Origin of the sequence: Pseudooceanicola nitratireducens, assembly GCF_900109195.1 — a bacterium.
GTDB lineage: Bacteria > Pseudomonadota > Alphaproteobacteria > Rhodobacterales > Rhodobacteraceae > Pseudooceanicola > Pseudooceanicola nitratireducens.
Window position 1 is genome coordinate 930819 of record NZ_FNZG01000001.1, and the last position, 17180, is coordinate 947998.

The window sequence follows — 17180 nt, forward strand, 5'->3', positions numbered from 1 at the left end:
ACGGGGAGACGCGCCAGATGGCCACATGCGCCCGATCCTGACAGGGCAAAAGCCCCCGCGCCATGCGACCTTGATCCGGGTCCTGCCGGTGCCAAAAGGGTGATATGCCCTTGCTTGCGCCGCCCCGGGGCCCCCCCTAAGCTGCGGTGCAGATTGGAAAAGGGGCGTGCCATGGATCGGATCGCGGAACAGGCCTGGGAATGGCATCTGGCCGGCAAGGGCGCGGCCTTGGCCACGGTGGTCGAAACCTGGGGCAGCGCCCCGCGCCGCGTGGGCGCGATGCTGGCGGTCTCGGGCGATGGCGACCTCGCGGGCTCGGTCTCGGGCGGCTGTGTCGAGGGCGCGGTGGTGACCGAGGCCTTCGACGCCCTGGAAACCGGCAAAAGCACCATCCTGACCTATGGCGTTTCGGACGACGATGCCTTTGCCGTGGGGCTGGCTTGCGGCGGCACGATCCGCATCCTGTTGCAGCCCGTCGGGTTCGATGCGGGTATCCCGGTCGACACGTTGACCGCCCTCTGCGCGGCGCGGGCCGCCCGCACCCCCGTGGCCCATGTGGTCGATACCGAAGGCTGGACCAGCCACACCGCCGGTGCCGAGGACTTCCCCGACCGCTTCCGCGCCGATCGCAGCGGGTTCGAGGATGAAACGACCTTTGTTGCCATCCACAACCCGCCCTTGCGCATGGTTGTCGTCGGTGCGGTACATATCTCCCAGGCCCTGGTGCCCATGGCCCGAATGGCTGGCTACGATCCGCTGATCGTCGATCCGCGCCCCGCCTTCGCCACGCCCGAGCGTTTCCCGGGCGAAGATGTGCGCGACGCCTACCCGGACGAGGTGCTGGACGGTCTTCTGGACAGCCGTACCGCGTTGGTGCTTCTGACGCACGACCCCAAGATCGACGACCCCGCGCTCGAGATGGGGCTGCGGTCAGATGCCTTCTACATCGGCGCGCTCGGGTCCACCCGGACCCATGCCAAACGGGTGCAACGCCTGACGGACAAGGGCTTTTCCGACAGCCAGATCGCCCGCATCCACGCCCCTGTGGGTCTGGATATCGGAGCCGCGGGACCGGCCGAAATTGCCATCGCCACAATCGCCCAGATCACCCAGGTGTTGCGGAAGGGCGCATGAAGTTCGGCCCTGTTCCCCTGTCCCAGGCGGAAGGCGCGATCCTGGCGCACTCCGTTGGTCTGCCTTCCGGTCGGCTGCGCAAGGGGCAGCTTCTGGACCGGGACCATCTGGATCAGATGGCCTCTGCCGGCCTTGCAGAGGTCATCGTCGCCAGTCCCGATCCCGGCGACATTTTGGAAAACGACGCCGCCCTTCGCCTGGCTCAGGCTTTGGTGCCGGATCCCCAGGCTGTGCACCTGACCCTGTCCCATGCCTTCACGGGTCGGGTGAATGTCACCGCCTCCGGCCCCGGTGTGGTCGTGCTGGACCCGGATCGTATCGCGCGCCTGAACGCGATCGACCCGATGCTGACCCTGGCCACGGTTCCCCAGCATCAGCAGATGGGGCAGGGCGGCATGGTTGCGACCGTCAAGATCATCTCATACGCAGTGCCCGAAACGTCCGTCGCGGCGGCCGAGGCGCTTTTGTCCGGCGGCACGCCCCTGGCCTTGCTTCCGCCTGTTTTGCGCCGCGCCCGGCTGATCGTGACCGAAATCCCCTCTGGTCCCGGCGAAAAGGGCGTAGAGGCGATCCGCAACCGTCTGAGCGCGCTGAACATCACGCTAGACCAGGTCATTTCCGTCCCGCATCGCCAGGATGCGATCCGTGACGCTTTGTCGGCCACTGGGGCGCAGGATCTGACGCTGATCCTGACGGCCTCGGCCACCTCTGACCCGTATGACGTGGCCCCCCAGGCGCTGCGCGACGCCGGTGGTCATGTCGAACGGTTCGGGATGCCGGTGGATCCCGGCAACCTTCTGTTTCTGGGCGATCTGCACGGACAGCCCGTGATCGGCCTTCCGGGCTGCGTACGTTCGCCGGCGTTGAACGGGGCAGACTGGGTGCTGTCCCGTGTAGCTTGCGGCGTCCCGGTCAGCGGGGCGGATATCGCGGGAATGGGCGTCGGGGGATTGCTGAAGGAAATCCCGACGCGACCGCAGCCACGCTCTGGTCGTCGCACATAGGGATTAACAAATAGAAAACGGCCCCGCAGGGCCGTCTGTCATCTTCGATAAAATTCGATCCAAAAAGCGCTTGGGCTTATTTGGCGACCGGTCCGATCATCATGATCATCTGGCGGCCTTCCATCTTCGGCATGTTTTCGACCTTGCCGATTTCCTTGATGTCTTCCGCCACGCGTTCCAGCAGCTCACGACCCAGATTCTGGTGCGCCATTTCCCGTCCACGGAAGCGCAGGGTGACCTTCACCTTATCGCCTTTTTCCAGGAATTTCACAACGTTGCGCATCTTGACTTCGTAATCATGCGTGTCGGTGTTGGGCCGGAACTTGACCTCTTTCACCTCGATGATTTTCTGCTTTTTGCGCGCTTCGGATTCCCGCTTTTGCTGTTCGTATTTGAACTTGCCGAAATCCATGATCTTGCAGACCGGCGGGGTCGCGTTCGGAGAAATTTCGACAAGATCCAGCTCGGCCTGTTCGGCCAGTTCCATCGCCCAGGCGGGCGACACAACGCCAATATTTTCGCCTTCGGCGCCGATCAAACGGATTTCAGGGGCGCGGATTCGGTCGTTGACGCGGGGGCCGGTGTCACGGGTCGGCGGCGCGTTATGGGGTCTGCGGGCTATGTCTCTGGTCCTCTTATGGCCGTATGTCAGTGATCGCGTAAATTAGTCCTGCCGGACCTTTCTTTCAAGCGCCAAATGCGCGAAACCTATGGGTGCAGGCAATTCCTTCCAAGTGGTTAAGGCCGGGGAGGTGGATCGATTGCGCCTCTGTCGACAGGTCTGCCCGGACGGATAGGTTCTCATTTGTTAAGGTCTTCACATGCGTCTGGTTCTCGCCTTGTTTGTTGCCGCGGTGGTGCTATCCGTCTGGCTTTTCGCGCCCATGCGTGAGGGTGAGCCAGAGGTGATTTCCATGCCGCAGGTCCTTCGGATCGCGCCGCCCGAGAAGGGCGAGGGACCGGCGGACATCGGTGATGCCATCAGTGCCGCAGTCGCAGGTGCCGCTGAAAAGTCTTCGCAATACCAAGGCAATGCCGAAGCGATCGCCGCCGATCAAGCCGAGGCCCTTCCGGATCCCAGGGAACTGGCCGCAGAACTGGGGCTGTCCAAGGAAGAGTTACGACGTCGGCTCACGCCACCGGATTTTGAACCGGAGTATGTGGTCGAGATCATTGATAGATCTTTGTTGTCGCCTGTAGAAAAGGCGCAACTGGTCGAAGAATTGACCGCTGTCGTCGACCAACCCGAAATCCTTGCCAAATACCTGACGGCGCTGCGGCAGAGCCTGGGCTTCGACGACTAGTGGGCTGATTTCAAAGGGGCAGGGCGCTGGTCGACTTGATTTCCTCCATGGAAAGCAGCGCCGTCACATTGTGGATCTTAACCTCGGAAATCAGCGCCTGGTAAAAGACGTCATAAGCCCGCGCGTTGGCGACCCGTACCTTGAGGATATAGTCGATGTCGCCGGCCAAACGGTGCGCCTCTTGTACCTCGGGACGTTCGCGCAGCGCCTTGAGAAATGCGTTCTGCCAAGCCGCATCATGTTCGGACGTGCGGATCAGGACGAAGAAACAGGCCTCGAACCCAAGTGCGTCGGCATCCAGAACAGCGACCTCGCGCTTGATGATCCCGCGTTCCCTCATCTTGCGGATCCGGTTCCACACAGGGGTCTTCGAAGACCCGACGGAACGGGCGATATCCTCGATCGAGGGGCTGGTGTCCTGCTGCAGCTGCAAGAGGATTTTCCGGTCCAACTCGTCCAATCGGTCTGCCATTCCTGTTTTCCCCGCTTTGCTAGGATTCCGGCCCATGGCCCTTGGGTGTCGGGAACGCTGTTCTTATTTGGGCGCGCTACTGGTGTCAGGGTGGGAATATTTCCTATTTTGAGTGCAGTCAATGACACCCGGATTCGATCACGATGCAGCACTTTCCGATCTTCGTAGCGATGCAGGACGCCCGTGTTCTGCTGTCCGGCGGCGGCGATGCTGCGCTGGCGAAGCTGCGGCTGCTGCTCAAGACGCCCGCCCGGATCGAGGTTTTCAGCCGCACCCCGGCCGAGGAAATTCGGACCTGGCACCGTCAGGGGCGTCTGCACCTGATCGCACGCGACCTGCAGCCCGGTGACCTTAACGGCGCGACCTTGGTCTATGCCGCCGACGAAGACGACGCGCTGGATGCCCGGACCGAGGCCTTTGCCCGCGCCGCCGGCGTGTTGGTTAACGTGGTCGACAACCTCGCGGCTTCGGCCTTCATCACGCCGGCCATGATCGACCGTGCCCCGGTCACCATCGCGATCGGGACCGAGGGAACCGCCCCTGTTCTTGCCCGTAAGATCAAGGCAGAGTTGGAAGAATCCCTTCCCGTCGTTACCGGTGTGCTGGCGCGCGCCGCTGCAGCCTTTCGCACTCGTGCAGAAGTTCTGGCGCATGGCGAACCGCGCCGCGCCTTCTGGTCCGACTGGTTCGACCGCACTGGCCCCGCCGCCCATGCCACCGGAAATGATCTGGAAAAGGCCCTGACCGAGCTTCTGACGCAACACCTTAATAATACTGCGACCACCGACCGCGTGACCCTGGCCTGGAGCGGATCCGACGATCCGGACCTTCTGGTCATGAAGACCCGTCGTGCCCTGGATCAGGCGGACGTTGTCGTGCATGACGCCGACATCGCGCCCCAAATCCTGGAGCTCGCCCGGAGAGAGGCGGATTTCCTGCCGCTTCATGGGCCTGAAACCGTTCCGCCGCTGCCCCAGCTTCTGGCGCGCCGGGCGGAAGGGGGACGGCACGTCCTTTACCTTTCGACCTGCCCGATCCCGGTGGCGTTGATCGCAAGCCTGCAGGCCATCGGTTTGCAGGTCACTGAAATTCCCGGCATTCCCGCCGAAATCGAACTCAAGAAACGGGGGCAAGCCTGATGCCACGCGCCTTTACACCCAAAGTCGTCACCGCGAACGCGCTGCTGGAAGGCGATGTCGTCTACCTCACCGCAGATGACCGCTGGACCCGCCAGCTGAGCGAGGCCGAACTGCTGACAGACGAGGCCGTCGCGGCCGAACGCCTGCTCTCGGCCGAGCGTCGCCAGGCCGAGATCGTCGGGGCCTATCTGGTGGACATGGTCGCGGGTGACAACGGTCCCGAACCCACTCATTTCCGTGAAGGCTTCCGGCGCACCGGTCCTTCGAACTACCACCACGGCAAACAGGCGGAGGTCTGAGATGTACCGTTACAACGATTTCGACACCGCTTTCCTGGCCGAGCGTAACGCACAGTTCCGTCAGCAGGTTGAACGCCGCATCGACGGGTCGCTGACCGAAGAGGAATTCCGTCCGCTGCGCCTGATGAACGGCCTTTACCTGCAGCTGCATGCCTACATGCTGCGGGTCGCCATCCCTTACGGAACCCTGAATTCTGGCCAGATGCGCCAGCTGGCGCTGATCGCCGAAAAGTTCGACAAAGGTTACGGCCATTTCACCACAAGGCAAAATATTCAGTACAACTGGCCGAAATTGCCCGATGTTCCGGATATCCTTGACGCTCTGGGCGAGGTGCAGCTGCACGCCATCCAGACCTCGGGCAACACCATCCGCAACGTGACCGCCGACCATTTCGCCGGTGCCGCAGCCGATGAAATCGCCGACCCGCGCCCCGTGGCCGAGCTGATCCGCCAGTGGTCCACCGACCACCCGGAATTCCAGTTCCTGCCGCGGAAATTCAAATTCGCCGTGACCGGGTCGCCCAATGACCGCGCCGTGACCCGCGCCCACGACATCGGCGTGCGCATGGTGCGCAACGCTGCCGGAGAGCCGGGTTACGAGATCCTTGTCGGCGGCGGCCTGGGCCGGACCCCGATGATCGGCAAGGTCATCCGCGACTTCCTTCCGCCCGAGGACCTGCTGCCCTACCTCGAAGCAATCGTCAGCGTTTACAACGTCTTGGGTCGCCGCGACAACAAGTACAAGGCGCGCATTAAGATCACCGTGCACGAAAACGGGCTCGACACCTATCGCGACCGGGTCGAGGCGCGCTTTGCCGAGATCAAGCCGCTGTTCTCGGGGGTCGACCAGCAGATGCTGCGCGAGATCGAGGATCACTTCGCCGCGCCGGCCTTCCGCAACGCACCGACCGACGCCTACGACGCCGCCCGCGATGCCAATCCCGCCTTCCGTGCCTGGTCCGACACCAACCTGGCCGAGCATAAGGCAAACGGCTATGCGATCGTTACGGTTTCCCTGAAGAAACATGGGGATACGCCGGGTGACGCCACCGCTGAACAGATGCGTGTTCTGGCCGATCTGGGCGAGAAATACAGCCATGATGAGCTGCGGATCAGCCACGAACAGAACGCGATCTTGCCGCACGTTCACAAATCCGACCTTCCGGCCGTTTACGCCGCGCTGCGCGAGGCCGGGCTGGCCACCGCCAATGTCGGCCTGATCTCGGACATCATCGCCTGCCCGGGCATGGACTATTGCGCCCTTGCGACCGCCCGTTCGATCCCCGTTGCGCAGGAAATTGCGCAGCGTTTCGATGACCTTAAGCTTGAGCACGACATCGGTCCGCTCAAGCTGAAGATCTCGGGCTGCATCAATGCCTGCGGCCATCACCACGTGGGGCACATCGGCATCCTCGGCCTCGACCGCGCGGGTGTTGAGAACTACCAGATCACGCTTGGTGGTGATGGAACGGAAACGGCCGAAATCGGGTCGCGCACCGGGCCTGGCTTTGCCTATGACGAGATCACCGACGCGATCGAACGCATCGTGCTGGCCTATCTCGACCTGCGCGAAAGCCCCGAGGAAACCTTCCTGATGGCCTATCGCCGGGTCGGAGCGGACCCGTTCAAGGCCGCGCTCTACCCAGAGGACAAGGGGAAAAGCCGTGCCGCCTGAAGCAGCTATGGATTTCGGCGCGCCCGCGCTTCCTGAACAGGAAGAACGCGTGCGCGTGCTGAACGATCGCTATCGCCATCACAGCGCGACCTCTGTTCTCGAGGGCGCGTTGCGCGACCCCGAGGCCGGGAAGATCGCGCTTGTCTCGTCCTTCGGGGCGGAAAGCGTCGCGCTTCTGCACCTTGTAGCGATGGTCGATTCCTCGACACCGGTGCTATTCATCGACACGCAAATGCTGTTCCAGGAAACCATGGATTACCAGGCTGAACTGGCCGAACGTCTGCACCTAAAGGACCTGCGCATCATCAAGGTCAACCCGTTGGATTTGCAGAAGGAAGACCCCGAGGACAACCTTCATCAGTTCAACACCGATGCCTGCTGCGACCTGCGCAAGACGCGCCCCCTGCAGCGCGCGCTGGACCAGTTCGACGGCTGGATCACCGGGCGCAAGCGGTTCCAAAGCTCGACCCGATCGACGCTGGAGTTCTTCGAGGCCGATGGCCCGCACCGGATCAAGGTGAACCCCCTGGCGCATTGGACGCCTGAGGATGTGCGCAACTACATGGAAGAAAACCGCCTGCCGAAGCATCCGCTTGTGGCCCGCGGGTATCCTTCGATCGGCTGCGCGCCCTGCACGTCGCCCGTGAAGCCGGGCGAAGACCCCCGCGCCGGTCGCTGGCGCGGTGAAGACAAGATCGAATGTGGTATCCACTTCGTTAACGGAAAAATGGTCAGAGGAGGCGCAGCATGAGCGTCCTAGTCACTGATAACGGTTTTGAAACCAACGATTGGGCCGCCGACCTGGCCGAGGATCAGATCCTCGACCTCGGCTCGGACACCGATGTGCCATCCCTGGATGCACCGGAAGGGATCACCCTGGTTCGCGTTGATTTCCCTGCGTTTTCCGACGGTCGCGGGTTCACCATCGCGCGTGCTTTGCGGCAGCGCGGCTACACTGGAAAGCTGCGGGCGAAGGGGCATGTGATCTCGGATCAATATGCCATGGCGCGTCGCTCTGGCTTTGATGAGGTCGAAATCTCGGATGATCTGGCTGCCCGCCAACCGGCGGAACAGTGGAAATTTCGTGCAGATTGGACCGCCCATGACTATCAGTCGCGGCTGCGCGCGGGCTGAGAGCTTTCTATTTCCTGACAGAAACGGTAGAGGGGGCCCAAAGGCCCAGTACAACATGACCGAGGCGACAGTGACCGAACTTGCAAAACCCAAAGCTCCGACTCTGCCGGATGCCCAGAAGATCACCTATGTAAAACACTGGACGGACAGGCTTTTTTCCTTCCGTGTGACCCGCCCTGCGTCGCTGCGGTTCCGTTCCGGCGAATTCGTGATGATCGGCCTGATGGGCGACAACGGCCGCCCGCTGCTGCGAGCCTATTCCATCGCCTCGCCGTCCTGGGATGAAGAGCTCGAGTTCTACTCGATCAAGGTTCAGGACGGTCCTCTTACGTCCCGCCTGCAACACCTTGAAGTTGGCGATGAATTGATCATCCGGCCCAAGCCTGTCGGCACCCTGGTGCATGACGCGCTTCTGCCCGGTAAACGGATTTGGTTCTTCGCCACCGGCACCGGTTTTGCGCCTTTCGCCTCGCTGCTGCGTGATCCGCAGACCTACGAGGACTATGATGAGGTCATCATCACCCACACCTGCCGTGAAGTGGGTGAACTGACCTATGGTGCTGAATTGATTGATTCTATCCGCAAGGATGAAATGCTGGTCGAACTGATCGGGGCCGAAAACCTGGCGAAGCTGCGCTACTATCCGACCACCACCCGGGAAGAGAGCCCGAAGATGGGGCGGATCACTGACCTGATGCGCTCGGGCGAGGTGTTCAAGGATCTAGGCATCGACCCGATCAACCAGGACAACGACCGTGCAATGGTGTGCGGCAACTTGGCCTTCAACTTGGAAATCAAGGAAATCCTTGAGGAATTCGGCCTTCGCGAAGGCGCCAATTCCGATCCAAAGGAATACGTGGTCGAAAAAGCCTTTGTCGACTAACGGTTTCGCGATCCTGCGGACAAGGGCCCTTCGGGGCCCTTTTTCAATGGGATGTCAGCCGAAATGGTTTTGAAGCCGCACCGGCGCAAAGGATTTGGCAGTCTTTCTTGCCAAAATCTTACCTGCCTTCCAGTGAAAGATCAGGCGAATTGACGATTTCGAAACGTCAAAGGGCGGCCCGGCAGGACCGCCCTTTGTTTATTCATCAACCGTTCAGGTGCCGTAGGCCTGAACCCGTCCCATGACATCCTCGGCCGCGGCGACCAGGGCCTCGGCCACCAGGCTGCATTGCTCGGGCGTAAGGCGGGCGGGCAGGCGGGTATCGCAGGCACGCATCAGCATGGCGCGTGTCTTGGGAAGCTCGGGCAAATCGCCCAGGAATTGCCAGTTCCAGAAGGCGCGCGCATTGTCGGTGGACATGCCGAAGACCTGTACTTTCACGCCGCGCGCTGCAGCCGCGTCCTGAAAGGCCTTGGTCTCTTCGTCGCTCAAGCCAAGCAGATTGAATTGCAGCGAATCCGGTGCGCGATCCTCTTGCGGAAGTTTGTCGGGCACCGTGATCCAAGGAGATTGCGCAATAATACCAGCAACATGGTCGTGATTGCGCCGACCGTCTCGGACCCTGCGATCCAGCTCGGGCAGCTGGGCGCGGGCGATGGTTGCGCTCATGTTCGACAGGCGAAGATTGTACAGCGGCAGCTTGTTCTGCCAGCGTTCCAGCGCGTCGATCAGATCGCGGGAATTCTCGCCGTGGCGCGACTTGTGCTTTTTCCACATGTGTTCGTAGGCGCCGGACATGATGATCGCGCGGGCCACCAGATCGGCGTCGTCGGTGACAAGGATTCCGCCCTCGCCCGAGTTGATCATCTTGTAGGACTGGAACGAGAAACAGCCGATACGGCCTATCGTACCGATTTTCCGGCCATTCCAAAGGGTTCCAAGCGAATGCGCCGCGTCCTCAACAACCGGCACACCGGCCGCATCGCAGGCGAGCATGATCGCATCCATGTCCGAGGTATGCCCGCGCATGTGCGAGATGATGACCGCGTCGACGCCGGGCAGTTTGGCGTAAAAGTCATCCAGATCAATGCGGTAGTTGTCTGCGCATTCGCAAAGCACGACCTCGCAATCCGCATGGACGATCGACGACGGCACGGCGGCGAAGGTAAACGCCGGGATCATCACCTTGGCACCACGGGGCAGGTCCAGGGCTTTGAGAGACAGGAAAAGCGCGGCAGAACAAGAGCTTACCGCAAGAGCATACCGCGTGCCCATCATGCCGGCGAATTCCGTTTCCAGCAGAGTCACAGGGGCGTTTTCGGGCGCGGTATAGCGGAACAGATCGCCGGATTGCAGCAGGCGCTCGATCTCCTCGCGGGCGGCTTCGGGGATGGGCTCTGCGTCATAGACATTCGGCGGGAGAGTCATCTTTTCGGCTTTCCTTAAGTGTTCTTTCGGAAAACCTAAACGATGCGCGCATGACAGCCAAATGAAATCTATACGACAGCCATCTTGCGCTAGACGCCCAGCCGATCCCGCAGGGCAAACCACGTCATGGCTGCGCGCAACAATGGTTGCCGCATCGAGGAGCCGCCGGGGAATGACGGGGCGGGCAGGTTGGACATGGCGTCGAAGCCGGCGGCCTGGCCCTGGATTGCATTGGCCATCAGCCAGCCCGCGTGGGTTGCCGTGCCGACCCCATGGCCGGAATAGCCCGAGGCCGACAGGATCGTGCGCCCGATACAGGTAAAAAAGGGTAGTCTTTTCATGGTGATGGCCAGGGTCCCGCCCCAGGCATAGTCGATGCGGACATCGCGCAGATGGGGATAGATCTCGGTCATCGGTTTGCGCACCTTGGCCGCGATGTCGGCAGGAAAGCGGTAACCATAACTCTCGCCGCCGCCAAAAATTAACCGTTTGTCAGCAGACAGCCGGTAGTAATTGACCACGAACTTGCTGTCAGCGACGGCGATGTCTTCGCCCAGGACCCGGGCGGCGTCATCGCCCAAGGGTTCCGTCGCGACAACGAAATTATTGATCGGCATGACCCGCGCCGCGACCTTTCGGTCGAGCGTGCCGAGGTAGCCGTTGCAAGCCAGGATCACGTGGTCGGCGTGGACCTGTCCGGAACCGGTGCGCACGATGTTCGGGCTGCCGGGGTCAAGCCGATGCACTTCGGAGCGTTCGAAGATCTGCGCGCCGGCTGACTTCGCCGCGCGGGCAAGGCCGAAGGCGAATTTCAGCGGGTGCAGATGACCTGCGTCCCAATCCACGATGCCACCCTTATAGGCTGGGGAGGGGATGGCGCGAGAAAACTGATCAGGATCAAGGATCTGGATATGCGGATAATCATAGCGGGCATTCAGATGGGCCGCGTAATCATGCAGATCATGCACCTCGCCCGCGCGCGAACCGGTCCAGGCGACGCCCGGCTTCAACTCGGCATCGATCCCGTGCCTGGTGATCAGCGCCTTGACCAGCGCCTTGGCCTCTTCACCAAGGCCCCACATCGTCCGGGCATCATCCAGGCCAAGCATCTTCTCAAGCGTCTGCTGGTCCTGACGCTGGCCCGAGCCAAGCTGTCCGCCGTTGCGGCCAGAGGCCCCGAATCCGACGCGCTGTGCCTCGACCAGGATAACGGACAGGCCGGCCTCGGCCGCGTGCAGGGCCGCGGAAAGGCCGGTGTAACCGCCGCCGATGACACAGACGTCGGCGCGCTGTTCCCCCTTGAGCACGGGGAAGGGCCCCGGGGCTTCGGCCGTCGCGGCATAGTAGCTTGCCGGGTATTCGCCGGGGCGGTCGTTGGAATGCAACAGGTTCACGCCGGTCCTCCGCTGCGCGAGATACGGGAAAGAAGCCCGCCGGGCATCAGACGTTCAGCAACAGGTGTTCGCGTTCCCAAGGGCTGATAACGCCAAGAAATTCCTCGTACTCCGTGCGTTTTACGATGGAATAGACGCGGCAGAATTCCTCGCCCAGGATTTCGGCGATGCCGGTGGCCTCGTCCATAGTATCCAGCGCCTCGCCCAGGGTGCGGGGGAAGTCGCCGTCGCCCTCGTAGGCGTCACCCCGGAATTGTTTGGCAGCGCGTTCTTCGCCCATCAGCCCCAGGTAGCCGGCGGCGAGCGACGCGGCGATGCCCAGATAGGGGTTACAGTCCATGCCGGCGACGCGGTTTTCCACCCGGCGCGAAGACGGATCGGAAATCGGAACCCGGATCCCGGTGGTGCGGTTGTCGCGGCCCCATTCCAGGTTGATCGGCGCGGCGTGGTCCTTCACGTAGCGGCGATAGGAGTTCACGTAAGGCGCAAGCAGCGGGATCACCTGCGGTAGATGATGCTGCAACCCGCCGATGAAGCTGTAGAAAGCGTCCGTTTCGCCCCCCTGGGGACCGGTGAAGATGTTCTTCCCCGTTTCGATGTCGAGGATCGAGTGGTGGATATGCATGGCGCTGCCGGGTTCGTCCCCGATCGGTTTCGCCATGAAGGTAGCGAAACATTCGTGGCGCAGGGCGGCTTCGCGGATCAGGCGTTTGAAATAAAAGACCTCGTCCGCCAGTTTGACCGGGTTGCCGTGGCGCAGGTTGATTTCCAGCTGTCCGGCCCCGCCTTCCTGGGTGATACCGTCGATCTCGAACCCCTGGGCCTCGGCGAAATCATAGATGTCGTCGATCACCGGGCCGAATTCGTCGACAGCCGTCATGGAATAGGCCTGACGCGCGGCGGCGGGGCGACCGGAGCGGCCCATCATCGGCTGGATCGGCTTGGCCGGATCAAGGTTGCGCGCGACCAGGTAGAACTCCATCTCGGGGGCGACAACCGGTTTCCAACCCTGGTCTTCGTAGAGTTTCACCACCCGTTTTAAAACGTTACGGGGGGAGAAGGGGATCGGGTTGCCCTTGCGGTCATAGGCGTCGTGGATCACCTGCAAGGTCCAGTCGCCGGTCCAGGGCGCGGCGGTGGCGGTGGAATAATCCGGCCGCAGGATCATGTCCGGCTCGATGAAGCCCTCGTCGCCCGCAGCCTCGCCCCAGTCGCCGGTGATGGTCTGGAAGAAGATCGAGTTGGGCAGGTGGAAATACTGTTGGCGGGCAAATTTCGACGCAGGCACGGCCTTGCCGCGGGCGATGCCGGGCAGGTCCGAGATGATGCATTCGACCTCGTCCAGTCGACGGTCCTGCAGATAGGCCTGGGCCGCTTCGGGGATCTGGGTGGTCCAATCGTCGCTCATGTGGGCACCTTCTGGAAGAAATCGGCAACATGCCGGGCCAGTCGCGCATTGTCGACGGGCCGGGCCAGGTCGGCCTGGGCCTTGGCCATCTCGGCCTTGCTCAGCACCTCGACGCCCTTGATCTGCAAGAGACCGGAGAGCTCGGGCGCGTTGAATTCGGGGTGGGGCTGCATGGTCAGGATCTGGTCGCCATAGGCCACCACCGCATTGCGGCAGGTATCAGACGAGGCAAGCAGCCGCGCGCCTTCGGGCAGCCTCAGGATCTGGTCCTGATGCCAGGCATTTAGCCAGAGATCCCCGTCGAAGGGCGCATCGGTCACCATGTGATAGGCCGTCCGGCCGATGGCCCAGCCGCCGTCGAACTTGGCCACGTGACCGCCCAGGGCCTGGGCAATGATCTGGTGGCCAAAGCAGATCCCGACCAGCGGGCGCTGGCTGTCGCGGATGTCGCGGATCAGCGCCTCGAGCCGGGGGATCCAGGGCAGATCTTCATAGGCCCCATGCTTGGAGCCGGAAATCAACCAGCCGTCACAGGCAGTTGGCCCGTCGGGGAAAGTGCCATCGCAGACCGGGTAGACCGCGAAGTCAAAGCCCTGATCCGCGAGGAATCTTTGGTAAATGTCGCCATAATCACCGACCTCTCCCTGAAGCTCGTCAGGGAAATGGCCGCATTGCAGGATGCCGATCAGCATGAGTCACCGAGGTTTGGAATACCGCGACGGTAGAGGAGCGCGCGGCGGGCGACAAGGGGGGGTAATCCGATTGTGCGCCGGGGGCGCATTCCTTTTATGCGACTGCGGTCCCAAGGGACCGCAGTGCGAGGCCTCCGGCGGGGATATTTAACAAAACCAAAGAGATCAGACCGCTTCGAGGTAGGTCTTCCAATGCGATTTGGGCGGTATTTCCGCCAGGCGCTCCATCTCCTGGCGCTTGGTCAGGGTCAGGTTGCGGATCAGCGCGGGCGAGAAGATGCGCGCGATCAGCGGGTCGGTCTCGAAGGCTTCGATGGCCGACAGCCAGTCGGATTTCAGCTGTGGGAGGTCCATGTCATAGGCGTTGCCGGTGATGGGCGGCGGCGCGACGAGCCCGTCTTCCATCCCGATCAGCGCGGCCCCGAGGATCGCGGCGAGCACGAGGTAGGGGTTGTTGTCCCCCCCGGCGACGCGGTGTTCGATCCGGCGGGCGGCGGGCGCGCCGCCGGGGATGCGCAGCGCGGCGGTGCGGTTTTCATAGGCCCAGCAGGCCCCCGTGGGGGCATGGGCCCCGGGCACGAAACGGTCGTAGGAGGGCCCGTGCGGCGCAAAGACCAGGGTCGACGCGGGCATCGCCTCGAGGCAGCCGGCAACGGCGTGGTGCAGCAGCGGCGTGCCGGCGGGGCCGCCGTTGCCGAAGATGTTGCGCCCTTCGCGGTCGGTGACCGAGAAATGCACATGCATGCCGGAGCCGGCTTCATCGGGCAGGGGTTTCGACATGAAGGTGCCGGCCATGCCGTGCTTGCGCGCCATGCCCTTGATCAGGGCCTTGAACAGCCAGGCGTCATCGGCGGCGCGCAGGGCCTCGCGGTGGTCGAGGTCGATTTCGAACTGGCCCAGCCCGGCCTCGGAGATCGTCGACTGTGCGGGGATGTCCATATCCTCGCAGGCCTCGTAGACGTCCGAGATGAAATCGTCGAAGGCGTCGAGCTGACGCAGCGACAGGATCGCATGACCCTGCAGCGGGCGGCCGGACTGCGGGTTTTCCGGCGGCGCAAGGTCCGGGCCGCTGTCGTCGACCAGGTAGAATTCCATCTCGATCCCGGCGCGCACGGTCCAGCCGTTGTCGTCGTAGCGTTTCAGCACGTCGCGCAGCGCATGGCGCGGGTCGCCGGCAAAGGGGATCCCCTGATCCGAGAACATCTCCATCGGGACGAGGGCCGAGGGCGTTTCCAGCCAGGGCATCGGCACGGGGCCGCGTTCCGTGGGCATCATCACGCCATCCGCATCGCCGGTCTCGAAGACCAGTGGGCTGTCCTTGATGTCGGCCCCCCAGATGTCGACGTTCAGCACCGACAGGGGCAGGCGGGTGTTGCCCTGGTCCAGCTTGTCGAAAGCCGAGCGGGGCAGGCGTTTGCCGCGCATCTGACCGTTCAGGTCAGCTGCTGCGACGCGGAAGGTTCGGATGTGGCCTAGGCTCATCTGTCAGCGCATCAATTGGGGGCGCGGGCGCAGGCGCGGTTTGCGGGCTTGCGGCAGGTGCCGGTTGAGGTGGCGGTAGACCCGCCCGTAGAGGAAGATGATCGCAAGCGAAAGCAGGATGAAATAGAACGCCAGGATCGGGTAGGAAATGAACGGGTTGAAGGTCTTGTCGGCGAAATAATTCGCGTAATACAGCGCATCGCCTTTCTGTTGCCAGGCCGGGAAGGACGAGAAATAGACCAGCGTCGTGGCATGGGTCAGAAAGATCGCCTCGTTCGTGTAGGCGGGCCAGCCCAGGCGCAGCATCGTCGGAAAGGTGATCCGGCGGAACTTCTTGAAGCCCGAGAAGCCATAGGCATCCGCGGCCTCGAGATCGCCCTTGGGAACGGACCGCAGCGCACCATGAAAGATCTCACCGGCGTAGGCCGAGGTATTCAGGAACAGCACGATCAGCGCGCCGGCGCCCGCGCGGGTCAGCCAGCGGGTTTCGGCGGTGAGGGTGGTGAAGCCCAGGTTCAGCTCCAGCCCGTTCTTGGGCAGCAGGGTGAAGGCCTCGTAGAACAGGAAGAACTGGATAAAAAGCGGCGAGCCCCGGAAGACGAAGATGAACCAATCTGCCGGTTTGCGCAGCCAGGGCGAGGCAGAATTGCGCGCCAGGGCCAGGCTGATCGACAGGCCAAAGCCCAGGATCAGCGCGCAGAGCGCGAAGTAGACGTTCCAGATCAGGCCCGAGCCGATCAGGGTGAATTGCTGGCACAGCGTGATGTCGGCCTTGGGCAAAAGCCGTTCGCCGATCCCGATGGACCGCAGGCCATAATCCGCGATGGTCTGAAGACAGCTCATGCCTTGGCCCCTTCCATGCCGGCCAGGGTGGCCTGCCCGCGGGCGAGGCGGCGCGATAGCCGGGCAAAGCCGATCTCGCTAAGTTTGGTCAATAGAAGGTAGAAGACCAGCAGCGCCAGGAAATACCACAGCCGCCAGTCGGGGTGCGGATAGTCGAAGGCCTGGGTCTTGCGACCGCCCAGTTCGCGCGCCCAGAAAACGACGTCTTCGATCCCCAGAAGGAACAGCAGGGGCGTCGCCTTGATCAGGATCATCCACAGGTTCGACAAGCCGGGCAGGGCATACGTCCACATCTGTGGCACCAGAATCCGCCAGGTCGCCTGGCGGCGCGTCATGCCATAGGCCTCGGCGGTTTCCATCTGGGCGCGGGGCACGGCATTCATCGCACCGGCCATGACAAAGGCGGCGAAGGCCCCGAAGACAAAGGCGAAAGCCGCGATCCCAAGCGCGATGGAGTAATATTCATGCACCCATTGCGGGGACGAGGACAGCGGCAGCTTGGCCTCGGCACAGACGACGAAATCGTTGCCCTGGCGGATCGCGTCGGTCCAGTCGGGGCATTTCACCTTGTGGCGCACCCATTCCAGGCCCTGGTCCAGCGCAAGCGGCATGAAAAGGAAAAAGGCGATATCCGGCACGCCGCGCACGATCGAGGTATAGCCCACCCCCAGCCAGCGCACGGGCGGGATATGCGACCGAGAGGCGAGCGCCCCGGCAAATCCCACGGCCAGCGCGATCGGGGCCGTGATCAGCATAAGGACGATGACGAAAACAAAGCTTTGATAGAACAGCATATGTTTGCCCGTCGTCAGGTAACAGGCAAGCCACTGGAATCCTTCAAGGCTTTTCGGGTCGGCGCAGAAGTCGAACATGCGGGTCCGGAATTTGG

General features: G+C 62.6%; 18 protein-coding genes. 9 read left to right on the forward strand and 9 right to left on the reverse strand.

Annotated features, from left to right (window positions below; translation table 11 throughout):
• The first annotated feature begins 171 nt into the window (after positions 1–171).
• Positions 172–1134: an XdhC family protein gene (locus BMX99_RS04340; protein WP_093447655.1), complete on the forward strand. Its 963-nt coding sequence runs from the start codon at positions 172–174 to the stop codon at positions 1132–1134.
• Positions 1131–2138 carry a molybdopterin-binding protein gene (locus BMX99_RS04345; protein ID WP_093447657.1) on the forward strand — a complete coding sequence of 336 codons (1008 nt, stop codon included), beginning with the start codon at positions 1131–1133 and terminating at the stop codon, positions 2136–2138. The genes BMX99_RS04340 and BMX99_RS04345 overlap by 4 nt, the downstream gene beginning before the upstream one ends.
• 76 nt (positions 2139–2214) lie before the next feature.
• Here the strand turns inward: BMX99_RS04345 and infC are convergent, their stop codons facing one another.
• The gene (gene infC, locus BMX99_RS04350; protein ID WP_457920578.1) at positions 2215–2790 is read right to left on the reverse strand and encodes a translation initiation factor IF-3; all 576 of its coding nucleotides are present in this window, start codon (positions 2788–2790) and stop codon (positions 2215–2217) included.
• Positions 2791–2959: 169 nt separating this feature from the next.
• Here infC and BMX99_RS04355 point away from each other — a divergent pair, with 169 nt between their 5' ends.
• On the forward strand, positions 2960–3442 hold the full coding sequence (locus BMX99_RS04355; protein WP_093447661.1) for a hypothetical protein: 483 nt from the start codon (positions 2960–2962) through the stop codon (positions 3440–3442).
• Positions 3443–3452: 10 nt separating this feature from the next.
• Here BMX99_RS04355 and BMX99_RS04360 read toward each other — a convergent pair whose 3' ends face one another.
• Positions 3453–3914, reverse strand: coding sequence for an Lrp/AsnC family transcriptional regulator (locus tag BMX99_RS04360; protein ID WP_093447663.1), 462 nt, complete (start codon positions 3912–3914; stop codon positions 3453–3455).
• Between the two features lie 143 nt (positions 3915–4057).
• Here BMX99_RS04360 and BMX99_RS04365 point away from each other — a divergent pair, with 143 nt between their 5' ends.
• The 6 genes from BMX99_RS04365 to BMX99_RS04390 are packed head-to-tail and all read left to right on the forward strand — an operon-like array spanning position 4058 to position 9044.
• Entirely contained in the window at positions 4058–5053 is a 996-nt protein-coding gene (locus tag BMX99_RS04365) for an NAD(P)-dependent oxidoreductase (protein WP_093447665.1), read from the forward strand.
• A complete protein-coding gene (locus tag BMX99_RS04370; protein WP_093447667.1) occupies positions 5053–5352 on the forward strand; it encodes a DUF2849 domain-containing protein in 300 nt (99 codons plus the stop codon). Before BMX99_RS04365 ends, BMX99_RS04370 begins: the two co-directional genes overlap by 1 nt.
• Before the next feature lies 1 nt (position 5353).
• A complete protein-coding gene (locus BMX99_RS04375; RefSeq protein ID WP_093447669.1) occupies positions 5354–7027 on the forward strand; it encodes a nitrite/sulfite reductase in 1674 nt (557 codons plus the stop codon).
• A gap of 7 nt (positions 7028–7034) precedes the next feature.
• Entirely contained in the window at positions 7035–7778 is a 744-nt protein-coding gene (locus tag BMX99_RS04380) for a phosphoadenylyl-sulfate reductase (protein ID WP_093447671.1), read from the forward strand.
• Complete coding sequence (locus BMX99_RS04385; RefSeq protein ID WP_093447673.1) at positions 7775–8161, forward strand: DUF934 domain-containing protein; 387 nt, start codon at positions 7775–7777, stop codon at positions 8159–8161. Before BMX99_RS04380 ends, BMX99_RS04385 begins: the two co-directional genes overlap by 4 nt.
• Positions 8162–8216: 55 nt before the next feature.
• Entirely contained in the window at positions 8217–9044 is an 828-nt protein-coding gene (locus BMX99_RS04390; protein WP_093447676.1) for a ferredoxin--NADP reductase, read from the forward strand.
• Positions 9045–9257: 213 nt separating this feature from the next.
• Here the strand turns inward: BMX99_RS04390 and BMX99_RS04395 are convergent, their stop codons facing one another.
• From BMX99_RS04395 to BMX99_RS04425, 7 genes are all read right to left on the reverse strand, one after another.
• Complete coding sequence (locus BMX99_RS04395) at positions 9258–10472, reverse strand: DegT/DnrJ/EryC1/StrS family aminotransferase (protein WP_093447678.1); 1215 nt, start codon at positions 10470–10472, stop codon at positions 9258–9260.
• 89 nt (positions 10473–10561) lie between these two features.
• Positions 10562–11866, reverse strand: coding sequence for an NAD(P)/FAD-dependent oxidoreductase (locus BMX99_RS04400; RefSeq protein WP_093447680.1), 1305 nt, complete (start codon positions 11864–11866; stop codon positions 10562–10564).
• A gap of 46 nt (positions 11867–11912) precedes the next feature.
• Positions 11913–13274, reverse strand: coding sequence for a glutamine synthetase family protein (locus BMX99_RS04405; protein ID WP_093447682.1), 1362 nt, complete (start codon positions 13272–13274; stop codon positions 11913–11915).
• Positions 13271–13966 (reverse strand): type 1 glutamine amidotransferase, encoded by a 696-nt coding sequence (locus tag BMX99_RS04410; protein WP_093447684.1) that lies wholly within the window; start codon positions 13964–13966, stop codon positions 13271–13273. Before BMX99_RS04410 ends, BMX99_RS04405 begins: the two co-directional genes overlap by 4 nt.
• Before the next feature lie 165 nt (positions 13967–14131).
• Positions 14132–15448, reverse strand: coding sequence for a glutamine synthetase family protein (locus tag BMX99_RS04415; RefSeq protein WP_093447685.1), 1317 nt, complete (start codon positions 15446–15448; stop codon positions 14132–14134).
• Between the two features lie 3 nt (positions 15449–15451).
• A complete protein-coding gene (locus tag BMX99_RS04420; RefSeq protein ID WP_093447687.1) occupies positions 15452–16291 on the reverse strand; it encodes an ABC transporter permease in 840 nt (279 codons plus the stop codon).
• Complete coding sequence (locus tag BMX99_RS04425) at positions 16288–17163, reverse strand: ABC transporter permease (RefSeq protein ID WP_093447689.1); 876 nt, start codon at positions 17161–17163, stop codon at positions 16288–16290. The genes BMX99_RS04420 and BMX99_RS04425 overlap by 4 nt, the downstream gene beginning before the upstream one ends.
• Positions 17164–17180: the final 17 nt, after the last annotated feature.